This is a genomic window from Methanobrevibacter sp. 87.7 (assembly GCF_002208625.1).
Classification (GTDB): Archaea; Methanobacteriota; Methanobacteria; order Methanobacteriales; family Methanobacteriaceae; genus Methanarmilla.
Genome location: NZ_MRCT01000015.1, coordinates 1 through 19,865 on the forward strand (window position 1 = coordinate 1; position 19,865 = coordinate 19,865).

Genomic DNA, 19,865 nt, shown 5'->3' on the forward strand with positions numbered 1-19,865 from the left:
CATTTATTAAATTTTATTTTTTTATTCTTTTGTCTATTTTAATGAATTATTTTTAAGTTTTATTAATTATTTTATCTATTTTTAAGTTTTTTTATAAAATCCATATAAAAAAAATTTATATTATTTATCTAAAATAACTAATATTTAAGTAAATTTATGGGGATTAATATGTATAATGATATTATAAATGAAATTGAATCTAATTTAACTGGTAATAAATCTGATGATAAACTATATCTTATGTTTCAAATTCAGAAATATTTAAATCATGAATATTCAAATGAAATTAATAAGGGAATATATAGATTATTATGGAATTGTTATGATGAAGAAGAACAAAAACAATATTTTAATGTATCTAAGGATGAAAGTCCTGCTGGAGATGTTTTTCATAAAGTTTATTCTTATTTAAATAATAATGAGTTAAAGAAAGCATTTGATTTATTAGATTCTTATTTTAAAAAGGATCATATTAATCCTTTTGAGGATGATAAATTTAAGGAATTTTCAAATCCTCTTGAAGAAGCTATATTTTATAAATATTTTGGTTCAGATAAAGAAGTTGTATTAATTCCAGGTTATTTCCCTATTTTTAATTTATATACTATTTATGGTAATTTACTTTTTCAATTTAATGATATTCCTAAAGCTAAAATTTATTTAAATAAGGCAGCTAAAATTAATCCTGTATCTACTAGGGTTATTTTTAATTTATCTGAAATTTATTTGATTGAAAAAGATTTTGATAATTTTTATAAATATACTATTCAAGCATTAAAATTCTCATATTCTCCAGAAAATTTAGGAAAAGCATATCGAGATTTAGCTTTATATTATACTTATAAGGATAATTTAAAATTAGCTACTTATTTATATTATCATAGTTTAAAATTTGATTATACTAAGACTGCTATTGATGAATTAAAATACTTTAAATCTAAAGGTTTTAATGTTAATCATTATAAAAATGATGATTTTACTGATGAATTTATTGCTAATAAAATTCCTTTAGGACCTAATAAATTTATTTTAGATAAATTAATTGATTTAATGAATCATTATAAATCTTTAGGCTATGAAGAGGTTTATGAATATTTTGAAAATTTTTATAATAATTTAATTATTAGTAATAGTAATAATGGTTTTCAAATTTCTCAGGATAAAATTTATGAGTTAGTATGTAGTGATTTAAATTTTTATGTTAGAGATTTGAATTTATCTAAGAAATTAATAAATAAATATTCTGTTGGTAGAATAGTCCAAGAAAGAGGAGCTGTTGATTCAAGTTATAAAATTGGTAAGATGGTTACAAACTGTAGATTTGCTATTTTATCTAACCACATGCTTAATTTATCTAGTTTTGAACATGGAACTAATTGGGGTTTATTTACTGCTAATTCAAATTCTATATTTAAAGTCTTAGATATTTATAAATATAAAGGTAAAGTACAGATTCTTCTTTTACATTTAGTTAATGATTATTGGCAAAAATTTATTGGTAATGAAGTAATTAATGAGAATCTTGTTAATAAATCAAGAGAAATATTTAGGGAATCATTTAATCATAGTACTGTTCCTGAACTTGCTACTAAGGAATGGCTTAGAAGATGTGATTTTCCTATTGGTTTAGATCCTCATGGTAATTTGTGGGATATTAAGTAAAAAATAAGTTTTTATTAATTTATAATTTCATTTATTTGAGCTATTTTTTAGTTTAAATATTTGATTTATTTACTTATTTTTTTTATTTCATTATTTTGGCTATTTTTTATTTTTATTAATTGAAGTTTTTACTTATTTTTTTATTTTTTAATTAAATTAATTATTAAATTTCTTACTTTTTTAATTTAATTATTTTTAATATTTATTTCGTGGTATCAAAATTATTCTTATAATTTTTAGTTACACTTAAAATTTTCTAATTTTTGTTGATTTTTTTATTTATCTTTATTTCTATTAATTTTATTATTTTTGAGCTATTTCGTCTATCTTTTTCTATTGTATTATTAATTTTTAGGATTTTTTAATTATAAGTTTAAATCGTTAGTTTTATATGTAATAAAGTAAAATATAACTGTGGTTATAAAATTATATTTTTTTTAAATTCTCTTTTTAATCTACTTTTTTTCAATAAATATCAAAACCTTTAAATATGTTCACATGAATATATGTTCATATGTCTAGTGAAGTTTGTGAAATTAAAAGTTTAAGACAAGATGTTTTAGAAAAAGTTTCAAATGAAATGGAAGATAATGAATTTTATGAAAAAATTTCAAGTACATTCAAATTACTTGGAGATTATAATAGAATTAGAATTATCTCTGCTTTACATTGTCATGAAATGTGTGTATGTGAGTTATCAATTTTACTAGATATGAGTCAATCAAGTATCTCACATCAATTAAGAATTTTACGACATAATAATTTTGTAAAATACCGAAAAGAAGATAAAAAAGTATTTTATTCCTTAAACAATTCACAAATATATGATTTAATTAAAGAAGGCGAGTCTATATGAGTTCTCATGAATTTAATAATGATTCTTTTATTAATAATCATCACCACCAGGACAATATAGAACATAATCATGATAAAAAACTTGATGATTGTTGTTCTGATGAGCATGATCATGGTTCTGATGTTTGTACTGATGATTGTTGTTCTGATGAGCATAGTCATGATGATGAGGTTGATGATTGTTGTTCTGATGAGCATGATCACAGTGGCCATAATCATTCTGGAGGATGTGCTTGTTGTAGTGATGAAGGAATACTTTCAGATATTGGTGATGAAGAAGAAACATCAAAAAGACCTTATTATACAATAGCATTTGGTGTTATTTTATTGGTTATTGCATACTTTATCGGTGAATTAAACTTTAGTTATGGTCTATTAACAGCAAATACTGTATCAATTATTTTATATGTAATACTTGTACTTGTAGTAGGTTTTGATACTATAAGAGAAGGTATTGAAGGTATATTTAATTTTCAAGTTAAAATTGAACTTCTGATGACTATTGCAGTTATTGGAGCATTTGCACTTAATAGTTGTGCTGAAGGTGCATTATTAATATTATTATATTATATTTCAGAGTTCCTTGAAGATCTATCAATTGATAAATCTAAAAAATCAATTAGTAATCTTGTAAAATTAAGTCCTGATACTGTTACTATCTTAAAAGATGGTAAAGAAGAAGAGATTGAAGTAGATAAATTAAATATTGGTGATATTGTAGTAGTAAAACCTGGTGATAAAATACCAATTGATGGTATTATTAAAAAAGGTAGTACTTCAGTAAATCAAGCTTCAATTACTGGTGAAAGTTTAGCAGTATCTAAAGATGTTGGTGATGAAGTATTTTCATCAACAATTAATGAAGAAGGATATATTGAAGTTGAAGTAAGTAAAACTGCTGATAATACTGTATTTGCAAAAATTGTTGAATTAATTAAAGATTCAGAAGAGAAAAAAGCACATATTGATATATTTGTAGATAAATTTGCAAAATATTATACTCCTACTGTAGTAGTACTTGCAATTCTTGTTGCATGTATACCAACATTTGTATTTGCTCAACCATTCCATACATGGATTTATAGAGCATTATGTTTACTTGTAATTTCATGTCCTTGTGCAGTTGCAATATCTACACCAGTATCTATGGTTTCAGCAATCACTGCAGGAACAAACAATGGTATTATTATTAAAGGTGGAGAATATGTAGAGGAATTATCAAATATTAAAGCAATAATGTTTGATAAAACAGGTACATTAACAGAAGGTAAACTTAAAATAGATAATATTGTTCCAACTGATGGAAAAAATAGAGATGATATTTTAAGATTAGCTTGCTCTATTGAAGCAAAATCTAACCATCCAATTGCAAAAACATTTAATGAATATGCAAATCAAAATAGATTTGAATTATATGAAGTTGAAGACTTTAAAAATATTCCAGGTAAAGGTTTAACTGGATTAATAGATAATGAAAAATATTATGTAGGTAATAAAGAATTATTTAACTTCAATGAAGAATTAGAATCTGATGTAGAAGGTCTTAAACCTGAAGAAGGTAAAACATTAATTATCATAGGTAATTCTAAAGAAATTCTTGGATATATTACTTTAAATGATAAAATTAGAGATGATACTCCAATTACACTTAAATACTTAAATGAAAACAATATTAAAACTATGATGATTACTGGAGATAATGAAAAAACTGCAAAATTAGTATCTGATGAAATTGGAATTGATAAATACTATGCAAATCTCTTACCTGATGATAAAGTAAATATTGTACGTGATGTTGCAAATGAATATAAAGATATTACTATGGTTGGAGATGGTGTTAATGATGCACCTTCACTTGCTATGAGTAATGTTGGTATTGCAATGGGTATGGGATCTGATGTTGCAATTGAAACTGGTGATATAGTATTATTAAATGATAATATATCTAAATTATCTTACCTTGTTGGTCTTTCTAAAAAAACAATGAGAGTTGTTAAAACAAATATTAGTGTTGCAGTTGCAGTTAAAGCAATTCTTGCAGTAGTTGCTATATTTGGTTTTATTGCTTTATGGGAAGCAATTACTCTTGGTGATGTTGGTTTAACATTAGTTGTTGTTGCTAATGCTTTAAGACTTGCAAACTATTAAACAATTTTCATTGTTTAATTTTTTTTCTTTTTTTAGCTATTTTTTAATTTTTATTAGTTTATATGCTTTTTTTTATTTTAGTTTAGATTATTTAAAATTATAATATTCCATTAAATCATCTGATTCTTGTGTGTTTTTAAATTCTTCAATAAAATCATTTAAATCTTTAAAGAATTCTATTTTTCTTTCTTTTATATTCTTAATTTTTGAATAATCTTTTTTAAGAGATATATTTATTTTTAGATCATCTGTTTCTAATTCTATTTCAGGATATTCTGGATTATAATCTTCAAGTTCATTAAATATATCTTCATTATCTTCTAAATTATTATAGAACTTTTTAAATTCATTAAATATGTCATCATCAAATACTATTTCATGTTCTGGATAATTATTATCTATATCATCATGTTCGTTTTCATTGTTTTCTGATTTTTCATATATTTCATTATTTTCTTCTCTATTATTTTGTGATTTTTCATTGTTTTCATTATTTTTATTAGTTTCTTTTTTAGTATCTTGTAATTTTTTAATTTCATTAGTAGTTTCTTTTTCACTATCTTGTGATTTTTCATAGAATTCTTTAAATTCATTAATAATTTCTTTATTAAATTCTTCTATGGCTATTTCATCTTCATCTATTTTTGATTTAGTTTTATCTATTGTTTTACTAGTATATTCTTTATTTTTACTTTTATCAGGTTTACTATAATTTTTTTCATAGTATTCTTTAAATTCTTCAAGAAGTTTTTTATCAAATTCTTCATTATCCATATTATCACATATGATTTTTTTTAATCAAGATTTATTTCATATACTCTTTCTACATTATCTTTATGTACTTTAAATGCTTGTTCTTCTGTAATAATTCCATTATCAATATAACTTAATACTCTTCTTGGTACTGTTTTACATCCAAGTACTTTTCTTGGACGACTATTATCATCCATAAAATCTGTTTCCATGAAAAATCTATTACTTTCTTTAAATGCTTTTTTAATATTATCTTTAGTACTCATTACTGATGGCATAATCCCATGATTTTTTTCTTCTTTAACATCAGGACCTGCAAAATGTTTTATAAGTTTATCTTTTTTAAATGATACTTAATCTGCCATTTGTGCAAGTTCTTTGTATTTTAATTCATTAAATGCTTCTGCATGTATAACTACTGGACAATCAAGATCTTTTCCTAAGTTAAGACAATATTTAATTATTTTATTATGATATTCTAATTCTTTATCTTCAATAGGAAAATGGGGTCTTCCAATCTCTCCTATTGCTATTGCTTTTTGATCTTTAATTAATTTTCCTGCATATTTTAATCCATCTTCTACCATATTAAGTGCTTCTATGTATGTTTTTCCATTTTCGAGAAGTTTTCTATATTCCATTGGATGAATTCCTACTACGGGAAATGCTTTTACTTTAGTATTTTCTTTAATTTCATCACAGTATTTTATAACAAGGTCCATTGCTTTTTTGAAATTAGTAAGTTCACCAAAAGTCCATGCAGGTTTATTTATAACCATCATCACTCTACCACCTGCATTATAGAATTATTGTGCAATTGCTGTAGGGCCTTGTCCATTAAATGAATCAATATGAATATGATTGTCAGTTATAGGTATATCATGTATATTCTCCATGTTTTTTCCTCGTTTTTTTAAGTTTTATAAAAACTTATTTAATATGTTTTTTAATAAATAGATAAATTTTAATAAGTTTTTTCTTGATTATTAAGTTATAATATAATTTTATTTTTATTAAATATTGAATTTAACTTTATTTATGAATTTAATATGTTTTTATAAAATTATATTGGATTTTTATAAAATTAGTTTATGTTTGATTAAGTTTATAGCTTTAGTTTTTTAGTTAAATTTTTATAAAATTAGTTTATACTTGATTTAGTCTATAGAATTAGTTTTTAGTTAAAATTAGTTTATACCTGAGTTAGTTTATAAAATTAGTTTATAGTTAATATAATTTAAAATTAGTTAATAAATAAAATAAAAAAATATTAAAAAAGATTTAATAATTATGTTTATCTTTTTTAACACATAATTCCTGATTTATCTCTAAGTCAGCAGTAGGTTTAGATTTTTCTTTTTTATTTTTAGTATCGTAGTATCCTATTTTATCAAGAACACTTCTTACATCTACTTTTGTTTGATAACATCCTGTTTTAGAAAGTAGTACTCCTTGTGGTGCATAGTCACTAAGATGTATCATTGTAAGATTTAAATCTTCATAACATGCAACTCCTAATACAGAGTCAAAATCATTGTTTTTAATGATTTTTTTAACAAAGCTACTTCCAGGTACAACGAATACTTTATAACCCATATCCTCTGCTTTTGATTTAATAACACCTATTGAACATTTACCACATTCATTACATACAAGACCAGTTTCATCTAATATTGCTTCACAATCTGCACTTCTTAAACAATGTGGTAGTACAATTATTTTCTTAGAGTTATCAGTATTTTTAAATTTATTTTTATTGATATGATTTCTTACAGCAATACTCATTTGATCTATCATTGTTTCATCAAAACCAAGTAATTTAGATAGATGTTTTAATGGTGAGTAAAATAAATCTGTTACTGCAAGCATAAATTTTGGGAATATTAATCTTTCCTTATTTAATGATATGTGGGTTAATATAAGTACAATTAACAAGATTATTATTACTGCAAAAACTAATACTGTAAAACTTTGCCCAATAAATTGAAATAAATGATTTAACATTTTACACCTTATTTGAAATCTTGTATATATTTGAATTTTTTTATTAAAATATTAAATTATGATTAATTTATATATCAGTATATTATTTATGTATCTAATATATTAAAAAGGTGTTTATAAAATAGCTATTTTATAATATTTATATCTTTCTATAGAAATTTTATTTATATAATAATTTTTTTATTTTTAAGTATTTTTCAGTTTATAAATAGTATGGTGTAAATAAAGTATAGATTATTCTAGGTTCTGATGTCTGTGAAGATTGTGTTGTTTTAAAGATAATATAACTCTTAGATTAGATAAAAAATATGTAATTATTAATAAGAAAAAGATATAATTTATATAAATATTATAATATAATATAATTAAGTTTAAAGGGGTGTATTTTTTATGGTATTTAAATTTGCTATGGAAGATAAGGAGTTAATTAAAAATTTACCTGAAGATTTATTCAATGAATTACTAAATTATAATAGTGCAATACCTGATGAACTTCATGATATGTTAAATAAATTTAATCCAGAATGGAGAAAATTAAGATCAGACAGGGAAAATCGTAGTTGGACTTTACTTTCAAGGATTTATATGCGCCGTGCAAAATATGATAAACTATTTGATAAAATAAGAATGGATGCACAATTACAAGATGAAATAGATTTTATTATACGATATCCTCAATATAAATGTTTAATTAAATTTATAGCTTATGAATTAAATAATGATCTAGAAGATCTTGGAAGTTATATACCTGTTCCTTTAGATGATTTTTTAGATTTAATTGAAGATCAAGATGTTACTAAAGATGATAAAGTAAAAGAGAAGTATAATATTCCTAAAGATTAAAAGGAATAAGATGAATAATAAATCTTATATAATAATTATACTCTCTTTTATTTTTTTTCTTTTATCTTTTTTTATCTTTTTTTTCTTGTTTCTATTTTTCCACCTTTATATTTTGAAGAAGAAAGAGTGTAATAAGCTTTTTATAATCATTTCTGTTTCATATACATAAAAACGTATATAATAAAATTAGATTTCTTGTTTTGTATAATATATTTTAAAAAAATAGATGTAAAAGTGGATATACCACTTTTATTTTAAATTATTTTAACTTTTCCAGTACTTGTAACTTTATTGTATCTATTATCACCAGAATAAGTTACAATATATGTATAAATTTTTTTAGTGTTTAAATCAACTTTTATTGTAGCTATTCCTTTGCTATTTGTTTTTGCTGTATATGTTTTTCCGTTTATTGTGAATTTTAATTGTTTATTTGCAATTACTCTGTTTTTCTTATCTTTTAATGTTGCTGTTATATATTTTGATTTTGTTTTTTGGGTGTATGTTTTTGTTGTTGTTACTATTTTTAGTGTCTTTTTAGTTATTGTTATTTTTGCAACAGCAAAACTACCTTCATATTTATCATCACTTAAAAATGCAATTGCAAAGGTATAGGTTCCAGGAAATGCTAGATTGATTTGGAGTTTTCCAGTTCCATTTTTATCAGTTACTATATTATATACTACTCCATTAAATCCAATTTGGATTCTTTTATTACTAAGAGCATTACCATTTTTATCTTTAAGGCTAAGTTTGAAGTAGTCTCCTCTTTCACCTTGGTAGAAATCAACAGCTTCTTGTGTCATATCTTTACATTCTATTTTTGTAGCTATTTTATTTGTTGATCCTTTAATTATTACTGTACTACTGTTACTTGTGTTATAATAATTATTATCTCCACTATATTTAACTTTAATAATATAGCTACCTACATTAAGATTAGTTTTTAATCTAGCTACTCCATAATCATCTGTTGTTAAATTGTATTCTTTAGTTCCATATGCAGAGTTTAGATTTAATGTAATTTTCTTATTACTAAGTTTATTTCCATTAATATCTTTTAAGATGATTTCATATAGTTCTCCTGTATTGTAGTTTATTGTAATATTTTCTAAAGATAATATTGTTGGTGTTTTTAATATTGTAATATTATTTGTTCCATTTACATGAATTCCATAGTAAATATTATCATATTTGTATGTTATTGTATAGGTTCCTGGATTTAATTTTATTTGTAATCTTGCAATACCATCTACATCTGTTGTTAAATTATATGATTTTGAGTTTGTTTTTCCAATAATATTTACTATAATTAATTTATCAGATTGAGATTTTGCATTTGGGTCATTGAATGTAATATTAAAGTATTTATCTTCACCATAATATTGTTTAAAATCACTAGCATTTAATTTTACATCAATTGTACTATTTGAATCTTTATCTTTACTTAAAGATATACCTGTATTTGTTTGATTATACCAGTTATTTCCTTGATACTTTATTGTACCTTGGTATTCACCAGGATTTAAATTAACTATAATATATGAAATACCTTCTTCATCAGTATTTGCTTTAAATGTATAAGTGTTGTTTCTTTCATATACTGTGAGTATAACTGTTTGATTGTTTATTGCTCTTCCATATAAATCTATAAGTTTTATTGGAACAATATTATTTGTTTGTGTTAAATTCACATTAAGATCTGAAACTATTCTACTTATAACTTTCTCTACAGAGATAATTGATTTAGTTTCTGATGGACCATAATTTTTATTACCAATATATCTTGTAGTTATATTATATGTTCCAGGTAAAAGGTTAATAGCTATTTCTGCATTTGCTTCATCATTTGTTTCTAGTTTAAATGTTTGACTAATATTATTTTTACTAATAGTTAATTCAACGATTTCTCCTTTAATAGGATTACTTTCATTATCTAAAAGTTTAATTGAGTAAATATCACCATAACCATATAATGTTTTATTTAATGCAATAATCTGTGTTTTACTTGGATATATTGTAATATTTACTATTATATTTGAACCAGTATACCATTTATCTCCTTTAAAGTATGCATTAATTTTATAATTTCCAGGATTAATTGATAAATTAATATCTGCTCTTCCACTTGGATTTGTATTTGTAATAAAGATATAATGATCTTTATCATTACTTATATTGAAGTATACCATTTTATTTAATAATGGATTATTAAATGAATCTTTTAAAATTACATAGAAATTATTATTTTTACCATAATATACTTGATTATATCCAATAATATTAGTTGTTGTTACTAGAACATTTAATATAGCTGTATTATTACTTCCTTCAAAGTAGTCATTACCTTCATATTTTACAATTATTGTGTAAATATTTGGTGTAAGATTAAGTTCTAATTCTGCAAAACCGTTTTCATCAGTTTTAATTCTATAAGTACCTTGGTTTTCTCCAGTAGAATTTATAAAACTTACAAATAATGTTTGATTAGCTATTTTATAACCATTAACATTTATTAATGTTGTATTAATATTCTGTTTTTCACCATATATTGCATAGTTGTCTATTAAAATTTTAGTACTTTTATTACTAATTGTTAAATTTAATATTTGTTTATCTATTTTTGCAGAAACTACTGCATCATGTTCTTTAAGATTTGATATTACAAGAACATATCCAGTTCCATTATGTAATTTTACAGTAGTTTGATTTATTTGTCCATATGTACAGTTAAAGTATGCAATTCTTGTATCTGGAATTGTATATTCTGTATCAAATATCTCTTTATTGGAATTTGTTAATTTATTTAATGCTACTTTAACAGTATAATTATCATTAGTATAATTATCTAGATTTAAGGTCATAATTATCCAATTATCTAATATTAAATTTCCAAGGAATCTGTATGCTTTATCTGAGTTTGGTCCTTCATTTGAACCCCACCAGTTAGAAGAAGCATTCATTGTACCAATTCTATTAAAAATATCATTACCTAAATATTTTGCTTTATTATCTAAGAATATAGAATATTTGATGTTTGTTGTTTTATAATTATATATAGCACCACCATATCCTGCACTATTATTAATAAAGCTTGAATTTTCAATATTTAATATTCCTCCATTAAATATTACTCCTAAATTGTAATTATCTTTGTTTTCAGTTTTATTATTTGTATTATTAATAAAACTTGAATTGTATATATTTAAATCATATCCAGAATATTCATTACCATTTTTTATTGTGTTACCTTCATAATTTGAAATAAAACTTGAATTAATAATATTATTTGCTCCAATTAAACATATACCATGGTTTTCTATGAATTTACAATTTTCAATATATGTTGAATTTGGATAATCATCATAAAATCCAATTACAGGGATATCAGTTCCATATTCATCTCTATCGTTTCCATTATTATTTAAGAAAATGGAATTTCTTATTATAACTTCATCTGGAACAATATCATTTCCTCCAGCATAATTATCTTTAGAGTATATTGCTCCAATATTATTATTTTTAAAAGTACAATTATCTATAAAAATATTATTATTTGTTACAATAATTGATTTATAATCATTATAACTACCAAATTTATTAAATCCTGTGAAATTGGAATTATAGATTTTAACAGAAGGATTTCCAAATACACACATTCCTGAGATATAATTAAATTCACTATTATTAATAAATACAAATCCTCCAGAATGGTAGGATGCACTGACATATATAAGTTTAGAACTTAATATATTACTAAATTTACAGTTATCTATAAAAATAGTTCCACCATTTGAACTTATAATAGTGTTAATACTATTTTTATCAGAATTGAAGTTAATATTGTATAAATGTAATCTTCCCCATTCTTTAAGATTAAATGTATTACTATTTTGATATGTTTTAATAGTAACAGAACCACCATATCCTATAAATTTAAGATCTTTACTAATTTCAAGATTAGCATTTAAATATCCTTCATAAATTCCAGAGGAAATATAAATTGTATTTCCATTAAATGCTTTTGAAATAGCTTTGTTTATAGATTTATATGGATTTTCTTTTGAACCATTACCATTAATATCACTACCATTAGTTGATACATAAATTGTATAGTTTGTAAATCCACATCCAATTAATAATTTTAGTCTTTCTTTATCTATTATTCCATATATTACAGTTTCTTCAGTATTATCAGTATATTCAGTTTCAAGAATATGGTTTTTAATAATTCCTGAATTTATACTAAATTTACCATTTTCACATTCAAAACTAGCTGGAATATCTATAATATCAATATTTTTATCAATATCCCAAACTTCTGTTCCATTAGTAAGTTTTGTTGTTAATCTTAATTTTGCATTTTCACCTTTATTTAATGGTTTATCAGAAGTAAATTCTATGATTATCCAATCTTCAGGTTTAAATTTATCATTTATATATCCATAATTTGGCCCTTTATTTAATTGCCACCAATTACTTGATATATTAACAAATTTTTCATTAATAGTATTTGAACCATAAACTTTGTATAAAGATGAATAAATTATATTAATATCATTATTTCCATTTAATTGGATAACTGATTGGAATCTTGATTTTCGAATATTAACTGTTGAATTTTTAAAGAATATTCTAAAATATTCTTCACCACATTGAAAACTTGAATTTTCAATTATAATATCTGAATCTGAAATATCTAAATAACTATAAATATTTTCATTAAAAGAGGTATTGCTAATTTTAATTTTTGGTCTTTTATTAATTCCACTATTATTTGTAATTAAACCATAATTTATTGTAGAATAATTTAAATCAATATTTCCAAAATTATTTAAGATATTTCTATTTATTATAGAGTGATCTATAATTAAATCACCATAATTAATAATGTCTCCAATATGTTCTCCTCTATTTAAATCAAGATTTGAATCTTTTATTATTAAAGTACCATAATTTGAAATACTAGATAAAAATCCCTTATTATTTTTAAGATTACATGAGATTATTGTTAAGTTTCCTTTATTATAAAATGAACTTTCAGAATCTGAATCTCCATAACCATTAATTATAGTAATAGAATTTAGGATTAAATTGTTATTTTCTGTAATATTAAAAATATAAGTTTTATTTAGTCCATCTATAATTACATTTCCATTTAAAGATCTTATTGTTAAATTTTTATTTATAATAAAACCTGTATTTTCACTACCTGTATATGTTCCATTAAAAAGGTATATTATTGAGTTATTTTCTGCATTTTCAATTGCATAATCAAGACTTTTATATGGGTTATTTATTGATCCATCATTTGTATTACTACCCTCTGTTGAAACATAAATTATTTTTTCTTTATTATCTGAAAGTATGTTATTTTCATTATTTTTTTGTATATTCGGTTTATTTATACTATTTTTACTATTTTCTGTATTAGGTTCATTTATACTATTTTTATTATCTGAAAGTATTTCTGGTTCATTTATACTATTATTTGATTGTATAAGTGATTCATTTATACTACTTTCATTAATATTATAGTTTGTTTCTAAACTTATTGAATTATTTGTACTATTTAAATTATTATTTTCTGTAGCACTAATTCCAGATATAGATAAAATGAGTATAATTATTAAAATAAGAAAAATAGAATATTTTAGCTTAAATTTAATATTTTCACATCCTAAAAGTTTTCTAAAATAAACTAATATTAATTGCTTTAATTTTTTAGTTAATTATGAGCTATTTTTTTTAATTTGATATCTAAATTAATTTTTTGCTTTAATTTTTTACTTAACTATTAATATTTAAACTAATTTTTACTTTAAATTATTAATTAGTTATATAAATAAGTTAAAATCATTATTAATTTATTTATATAACTATTTTCTAATTTAAAAAGGTAAAGAATAATAAATAGATGATTTATTAAAGGTTTTAATCATCTAAATTTATCATTTCTTTTTTCTTTTCTGTATCCAATATAAATTAATATTGAAAATAGTATTATTACATATATTAATGTATTTGGATCAACTTTTTTAGTGTTAGCTAATTTTTCTTTACTTAGTTCATAAGCTTTTGACAATCCAGAAGAAATAGAACCTGAACTATCACCATATGATGAAGAAGATGAACTTGAACCACCAGCACTTTTTCCACTAAGTCCAACACTACCTACTCCATGGCTATTTCCACTTGTACCACCACTTCCTTGGCCATTAGAATTTCCATTTCCACCATTTCCATTTCCATTTCCTTGACCATTGATAGTACCACCATTTCCATTTCCAGTACCTGTACCGCTACCGTTTCCATTACCTTCTTGGCCTTGACCATTTCCAGTACCTTGTGTACCTTCTCCAGTATTAGGTATTAAGATAGCTCCTGTACCACCAGGTAAAGTTCCAGGAACTGTAGTGTGTGGATTATTTCCACTAGGATTTCCTGAAGGTTTATTATCATCATCTGTTTTATACCATATAACTTCTGTTCTTGCCCAATCTCTTTTACTTAAATCAGCAGTTCTCCATACAGAGTCATCAGGTCCTTTTGAAGAGCCCCACCAATTATGGTTATCTACATCGATTATATTTTTATTATATGCATTTATAGTAGATCCTTCTGGTGCATAGTTATTTACAATATTAGAGTTTGAAATTTTTATATTACCATTTTCAACATTAAATGCTCCACCATTATTTAAACCACGGTTATTACTTATAGTTGAATTATAAATATTCACATGATTTATAAGGTGATTATATGCAATTTCTCCATTGTAGTCTATTGCACCTCCACTTGATGCAGTATTATTACTAATGAATGTATTTGTTATAGTAATGTTTCCAGAAAGACTGATTCCTCCACCATTTTCTGCAATATTATGTGTAATTTTAGAGCTATCTATTATTCCATTAAGGCTATTAATAGATAATCCTCCTCCATTATTATTTGCTTCGTTGTTTGTGATATTAGTGGATTTAATTGTTAATTTATTAACATTTCCATAGATTCCTCCACCATTCTTACTTGCAGTGTTTTTATTTATTGTTGAATTGTATATTTCTAAAGTAGAATTATCTGGAGTTTTTAAATTACTACTAAAGTATATACTTCCACCATTAACTGCTGAATTATAATTGAATTTACAATTATTTACAATGAGTTTGGAATTTCCATTATTATATATTACTCCACCAGAACCAACGTTACAACATTTACTTACATCTTCTTTATTGGATTTATAAGTAATACAGAAACGTACAGAGTTTATTGCAGTGTTATTATAGAAACTAGAATTATATAAATTACAATTTCCTTCATTATATATTACTCCACCTTCAGTTGCAGAGTTATTATAGAATGTAGAATTGTAAATTCTTAGGTTTTTGTAATTTCTAATTACTCCACCTTTGTGAGCAATATTATTATTAAAACTACTATTTATTATGTTTAAATCTCCATAATTTGTAGCTACACCACCAAAACCTGATACTTCTGTTTTATTAGCATTAAGTGCTGTATTATCTTTAAATTTTGAATTTATAATATTTAATATTCCATTATTAAAGAATACAGTACCATTGATAGAATTTCCTTTTGTAAATATTAAGTTTTTAATTGTTAAATTTGTATTATTATTGATTGTAAATAATCTACCAGTGTTAAGGTTGATTTTTACTTTTTCTTTATTAATTGCAGATATTGTAATATTTTTATTTATTATAATATCATTCTCAAAGTAATCTCCATCTTCTATGTAAATAAATCCATTATTAAAAGTTTTACTTATTGCATATTTTAGTGTTTTATATGGATTTTCTTTAGTTCCATTTCCGTATTCGTCACTTCCTTTTGTTGAAATATAAATTTCACAAGGAGTATTCTCATAAACTTTAGAATCTTTATAGTAAACTGCAATATTTGCAGTTTTTCTATTATTATCACTTACTAAATAATTATATATAATATATGTATTATTAGATTTTGAATCAATGTATATACAATAATCATCTGTTGAATTTAATGATTCAATATGGTTATTTTTAATTATTGTGGAATTTATGTTAACACAATATATTCCTGTTTGATTTCCAAGTATTAAATCTTTAAAATCATCATTTAATGGAGTTTTTCCATTATTAATTATGATTATATTGTTATTTTCTATAGTTTCATTATTTGTATTGTTTCCGAAATATGCGGAACCTTTAGATGTTATAATTTTAATTTTATTTGAATTTATAACTGTATTATTTGAATTTAATGATTCAATTAATTTGATTATTTCTGTATTGATTTTAATATTATTATTGGATATTTTACTAGTTTTAGAGTTTATATTTTCTATTAAAATTAATAGTCCTGTAGTATTTCCTTCAATATTATTATTTTTAAATATTGTATTTTCACTATCTGTAATATTAATAATTCCACTATCTAAATTTCCATTTATAATAATATCATTATCTGATAAACTATTATTTAATCCAGATTTTATTATTATAATACTTCCATTTATTGTATTGTTAATTCGTATAATATTATTATTAAATTTAATATTTTCTGTATTATTTAAAATGATTTTAAGTTCATTTTCAGTGTTAAATATTAAATTAGATATTGTTGATTTAGAACTTTCATTATTAAATATTATTATTGAAGATATAATTGAGTTTGAATCATATGAACTAATATTCAATGGGATATCAATTATAAATGATTTAACAGTTGTTAAATTTTTAAATAATATTTTATCTCCTTTTTTAATAGAAGAATTTAATCTTCCATTTGTTTTGTTAGTGAAATAGTTTAAGAAGTTATAATCTCCAATTACATAAGTATTATTTTCTATTTCGATTTTAACACTATATTTATAGTAATCTATAATATTTTTAAGATTAGTTTCAATAATGTTTTTACTTATATCAATTCTATTAGATTTATTTAAAAGATTGATTATTATATTATCCTCGTTATTATTTGCAAATACTTTAAAAATGTTTTCTTTAATTTTAAGATTAGATCCATTGTTTACTAATATTGTATTAGTATTAGTAGAATTTGAATAGATTTTATTCTTATTAATTAAAGAATTATTAATATTATTTGAAATTATTGGATATGCACTATTGTTTGAATATATTATAATGCTATTTGAATCAATACTTATATTATTAAAATTATTATTTTCTTTTAAATTTATTCCATAACTTGTATTATTTGATAAAATATTTATGTAATTCTCTTCAATTTGACTATTATTTAGTGATTCTGTTCTAATACCTTCTCCACTATCTGCTTTTATAACAATATTATTTTTAGATATTGATATTTTAGTTTCATCACTATTATTTAATATATCAATTCCTCTTCCAGAATTAAGAGTTTCAATATAGATATTGTTTTTATTAATATTGTTATTATTTGAGTTTTCTATTGAAATTCCATTAATCATTTTAATTGCTTTATTTGAATTAATTAAAGTAATATTATTTCCTGTAATTTCAATATCACTAGTATTAGCAATTTTTATTGCTTTATCATTGTTTAGATTGTATATATTTAAATCTTTAATAATAGTGCCTTCAGAACCTTTAATTAAATCTATTGTAACATTGAATAAGAAATTATTATTCATATTACTCATTAAATACATGGTTTTATCAATTATAATCTTTTTATTTGTTAAAACAGTTAAAATTATAACTCTATTTGCACCTTCTTTAAATGTAAAGTTTAAATATCCATCTTTTGTAAAGAAATCATAGAAATTTCCATCGTTAATTGTAATAGCAGTTGGATCTGTTAATACTCCATTGATTATATTATCAAATAGACTATCACTTTTATTATCAGTTATATTTCTGTAAATACCAAATGTTCCATTTGTATCAATTATATTATTTCCAATGATACTATGATAAACTAAACCATAAATAGCAATACCATCTTTATCAGATTTTATTCTATTTCCCATAATAGTGTTATTCATGATTCTATCATTTGTTATATTAGCATTAATTCCATAAGCATCAGATTCAATAATATTATTTAAAATCTTATTGTTTGAACCATTTAAATAAATTCCAGTATCAATTTTAGCAAGTATTGTGTTATTAATTATTGTAATATTATTGTTATTTAAGATAAATCCTATACCATAATTTTTTAGTGTAATATTATTGTTTGAAGAAGTAGTATTTTCAGAATATATGGATATTCCAAAATAGCTACCATTATTGAATTTTAAATTATTGTTGGAAATACTTACATTACTTCCAAAAATTTTGATACCTCCACCATTTATATTTTGGTAAGAGATTAAACTATTGTTTTCAATTAAAATATTTTTTCCATGATTATTAATACCTGATTCAGTTATATTAATCATCTTATTTCCAATAATGGTAATATTTTCTCCATCAATATTAATAGCATCAGATACACTGTCTATTGTATTGTTAATTACAGTTGTATTATTATGATATCCATAAACTATTTGCATTCCATAAGACATGGGTGATGGTATATCAGTATGTAAATAGTTATTAGCGATATAGGTTCCAATACAAACATCTTTTACTCCAGCCCATCCTAAATGATTTAAATATATAACATTTGATTGAATTGTAGTTAAATTGTTATATGAAATATTATTAAAATTTGATAAATCCATTACTAGACAACTTGTAGTTTCTCTTTCAGAATTTCCAGTATGGAAAGAATTATAAATAATTTGATCATAAGAAGAATTATAAGCATATAGAGAAAAACCAAATTCACATTTAGTTAAATCTAATGTATTAAATGATATAATAATATTATTTGTACTATTTAATGATAATCCATAAGGAATAACTAGATTATATCCATTAAGATTTACTATTGATTCATTATTTATAATATTAAGTTTAGTAATAGTTGAACCATCACTACCTTTTAATAAAAATATTCCTCCATTTCTGATTTTATCATCAGGACCAGTACTTGTAATGAAAAGTCTTTTATTAATCTTAAATAATTTATTTGTGATATTTCCTATTTTTAGAATATCTCCATTATTAAAAAGATCATCTGATAATATTTCACCAGTATATTTATTGAAATATTCTTCATAATTATCATCAGTAATTATAATGGTTTTTCCAGGATAATTATCATTTTCTTTATTAATATTTTTCGTATCTTCTGTTTTTATTGTGTTTTTGGTCTTGTTTGTTTCTAAGGTTTTTGTTTCTGTATTTTCTTTTAAACTTTCTAAATTTGATTTATCTTTAGAGTTTATTGTAGTTTTATTACTTGATTTTAAATTCATTTCACTTTCAGAATTTAAATTTGATTTATAATTAGAATCTATAACTGTTTTATTAGCAATTTCAGAATCTAAACTAGTTTTAGTATTAATTTCAATATTACTATTAGAACTTAATACTTGTTTATCTAATAATCCATTATGTTTTGTATTCGAATTATTTACATCTGTTGCATTAATTGTACTAAGTGTAATCAATGTAAATATAATAATTATTAGTAAGATATAATATTTCGAATACTTTGTCTTTATTTTTCCACCTCCTTTTAAATTAATAATATAATCA

The 19,865-nt window shown here is 22.4% G+C and carries 10 protein-coding genes; 4 read left to right on the forward strand and 6 right to left on the reverse strand.

All coding sequences use genetic code 11. From position 1 onward, the window contains the following. Nucleotides 1-168 precede the first annotated feature (168 nt). The 3 genes from BGI41_RS01490 to BGI41_RS01500 all read left to right on the forward strand — a co-directional run bounded on the left by BGI41_RS01490 (nucleotide 169) and on the right by BGI41_RS01500 (nucleotide 4,665). Nucleotides 169-1,662, forward strand: coding sequence for a type IV pilus biogenesis/stability protein PilW (locus BGI41_RS01490; RefSeq protein WP_088538481.1), 1,494 nt, complete (start codon nucleotides 169-171; stop codon nucleotides 1,660-1,662). Nucleotides 1,663-2,176: 514 nt separating this feature from the next. After that, nucleotides 2,177-2,518, forward strand: a complete 342-nt coding sequence (locus BGI41_RS01495) for a helix-turn-helix transcriptional regulator (protein ID WP_088538482.1) — start codon at nucleotides 2,177-2,179, stop codon at nucleotides 2,516-2,518. Beyond that, entirely contained in the window at nucleotides 2,515-4,665 is a 2,151-nt protein-coding gene (locus BGI41_RS01500; protein WP_088538483.1) for a cation-translocating P-type ATPase, read from the forward strand. Before BGI41_RS01495 ends, BGI41_RS01500 begins: the two co-directional genes overlap by 4 nt. Before the next feature lie 87 nt (nucleotides 4,666-4,752). Here the strand turns inward: BGI41_RS01500 and BGI41_RS08520 are convergent, their stop codons facing one another. The 4 genes from BGI41_RS08520 to BGI41_RS01520 form a co-directional block, all read right to left on the reverse strand. Continuing rightward, complete coding sequence (locus BGI41_RS08520; protein ID WP_233126292.1) at nucleotides 4,753-5,439, reverse strand: hypothetical protein; 687 nt, start codon at nucleotides 5,437-5,439, stop codon at nucleotides 4,753-4,755. Nucleotides 5,440-5,459: 20 nt separating this feature from the next. Further along, nucleotides 5,460-5,696: a hypothetical protein gene (locus tag BGI41_RS01510; RefSeq protein WP_088538484.1), complete on the reverse strand. Its 237-nt coding sequence runs from the start codon at nucleotides 5,694-5,696 to the stop codon at nucleotides 5,460-5,462. Nucleotides 5,697-5,771: 75 nt separating this feature from the next. Next, a complete protein-coding gene (locus BGI41_RS01515; protein ID WP_088538485.1) occupies nucleotides 5,772-6,200 on the reverse strand; it encodes a TatD family hydrolase in 429 nt (142 codons plus the stop codon). A 499-nt stretch (nucleotides 6,201-6,699) separates the two neighbouring features. Beyond that, nucleotides 6,700-7,422, reverse strand: a complete 723-nt coding sequence (locus BGI41_RS01520) for a DUF116 domain-containing protein (RefSeq protein WP_088538486.1) — start codon at nucleotides 7,420-7,422, stop codon at nucleotides 6,700-6,702. A gap of 390 nt (nucleotides 7,423-7,812) precedes the next feature. Between BGI41_RS01520 and BGI41_RS01525 the strand changes: the two genes are divergently transcribed. Then, nucleotides 7,813-8,265: a hypothetical protein gene (locus BGI41_RS01525; RefSeq protein ID WP_088538487.1), complete on the forward strand. Its 453-nt coding sequence runs from the start codon at nucleotides 7,813-7,815 to the stop codon at nucleotides 8,263-8,265. Nucleotides 8,266-8,519: 254 nt separating this feature from the next. Here BGI41_RS01525 and BGI41_RS01530 read toward each other — a convergent pair whose 3' ends face one another. Together BGI41_RS01530 and BGI41_RS01535 are read right to left on the reverse strand one after the other, a co-directional pair. Beyond that, complete coding sequence (locus BGI41_RS01530; RefSeq protein WP_088538488.1) at nucleotides 8,520-11,924, reverse strand: Ig-like domain-containing protein; 3,405 nt, start codon at nucleotides 11,922-11,924, stop codon at nucleotides 8,520-8,522. Between the two features lie 2,279 nt (nucleotides 11,925-14,203). Beyond that, nucleotides 14,204-19,777, reverse strand: a complete 5,574-nt coding sequence (locus tag BGI41_RS01535) for a right-handed parallel beta-helix repeat-containing protein (protein ID WP_088538489.1) — start codon at nucleotides 19,775-19,777, stop codon at nucleotides 14,204-14,206. Between the last annotated feature and the right edge of the window lie 88 nt (nucleotides 19,778-19,865).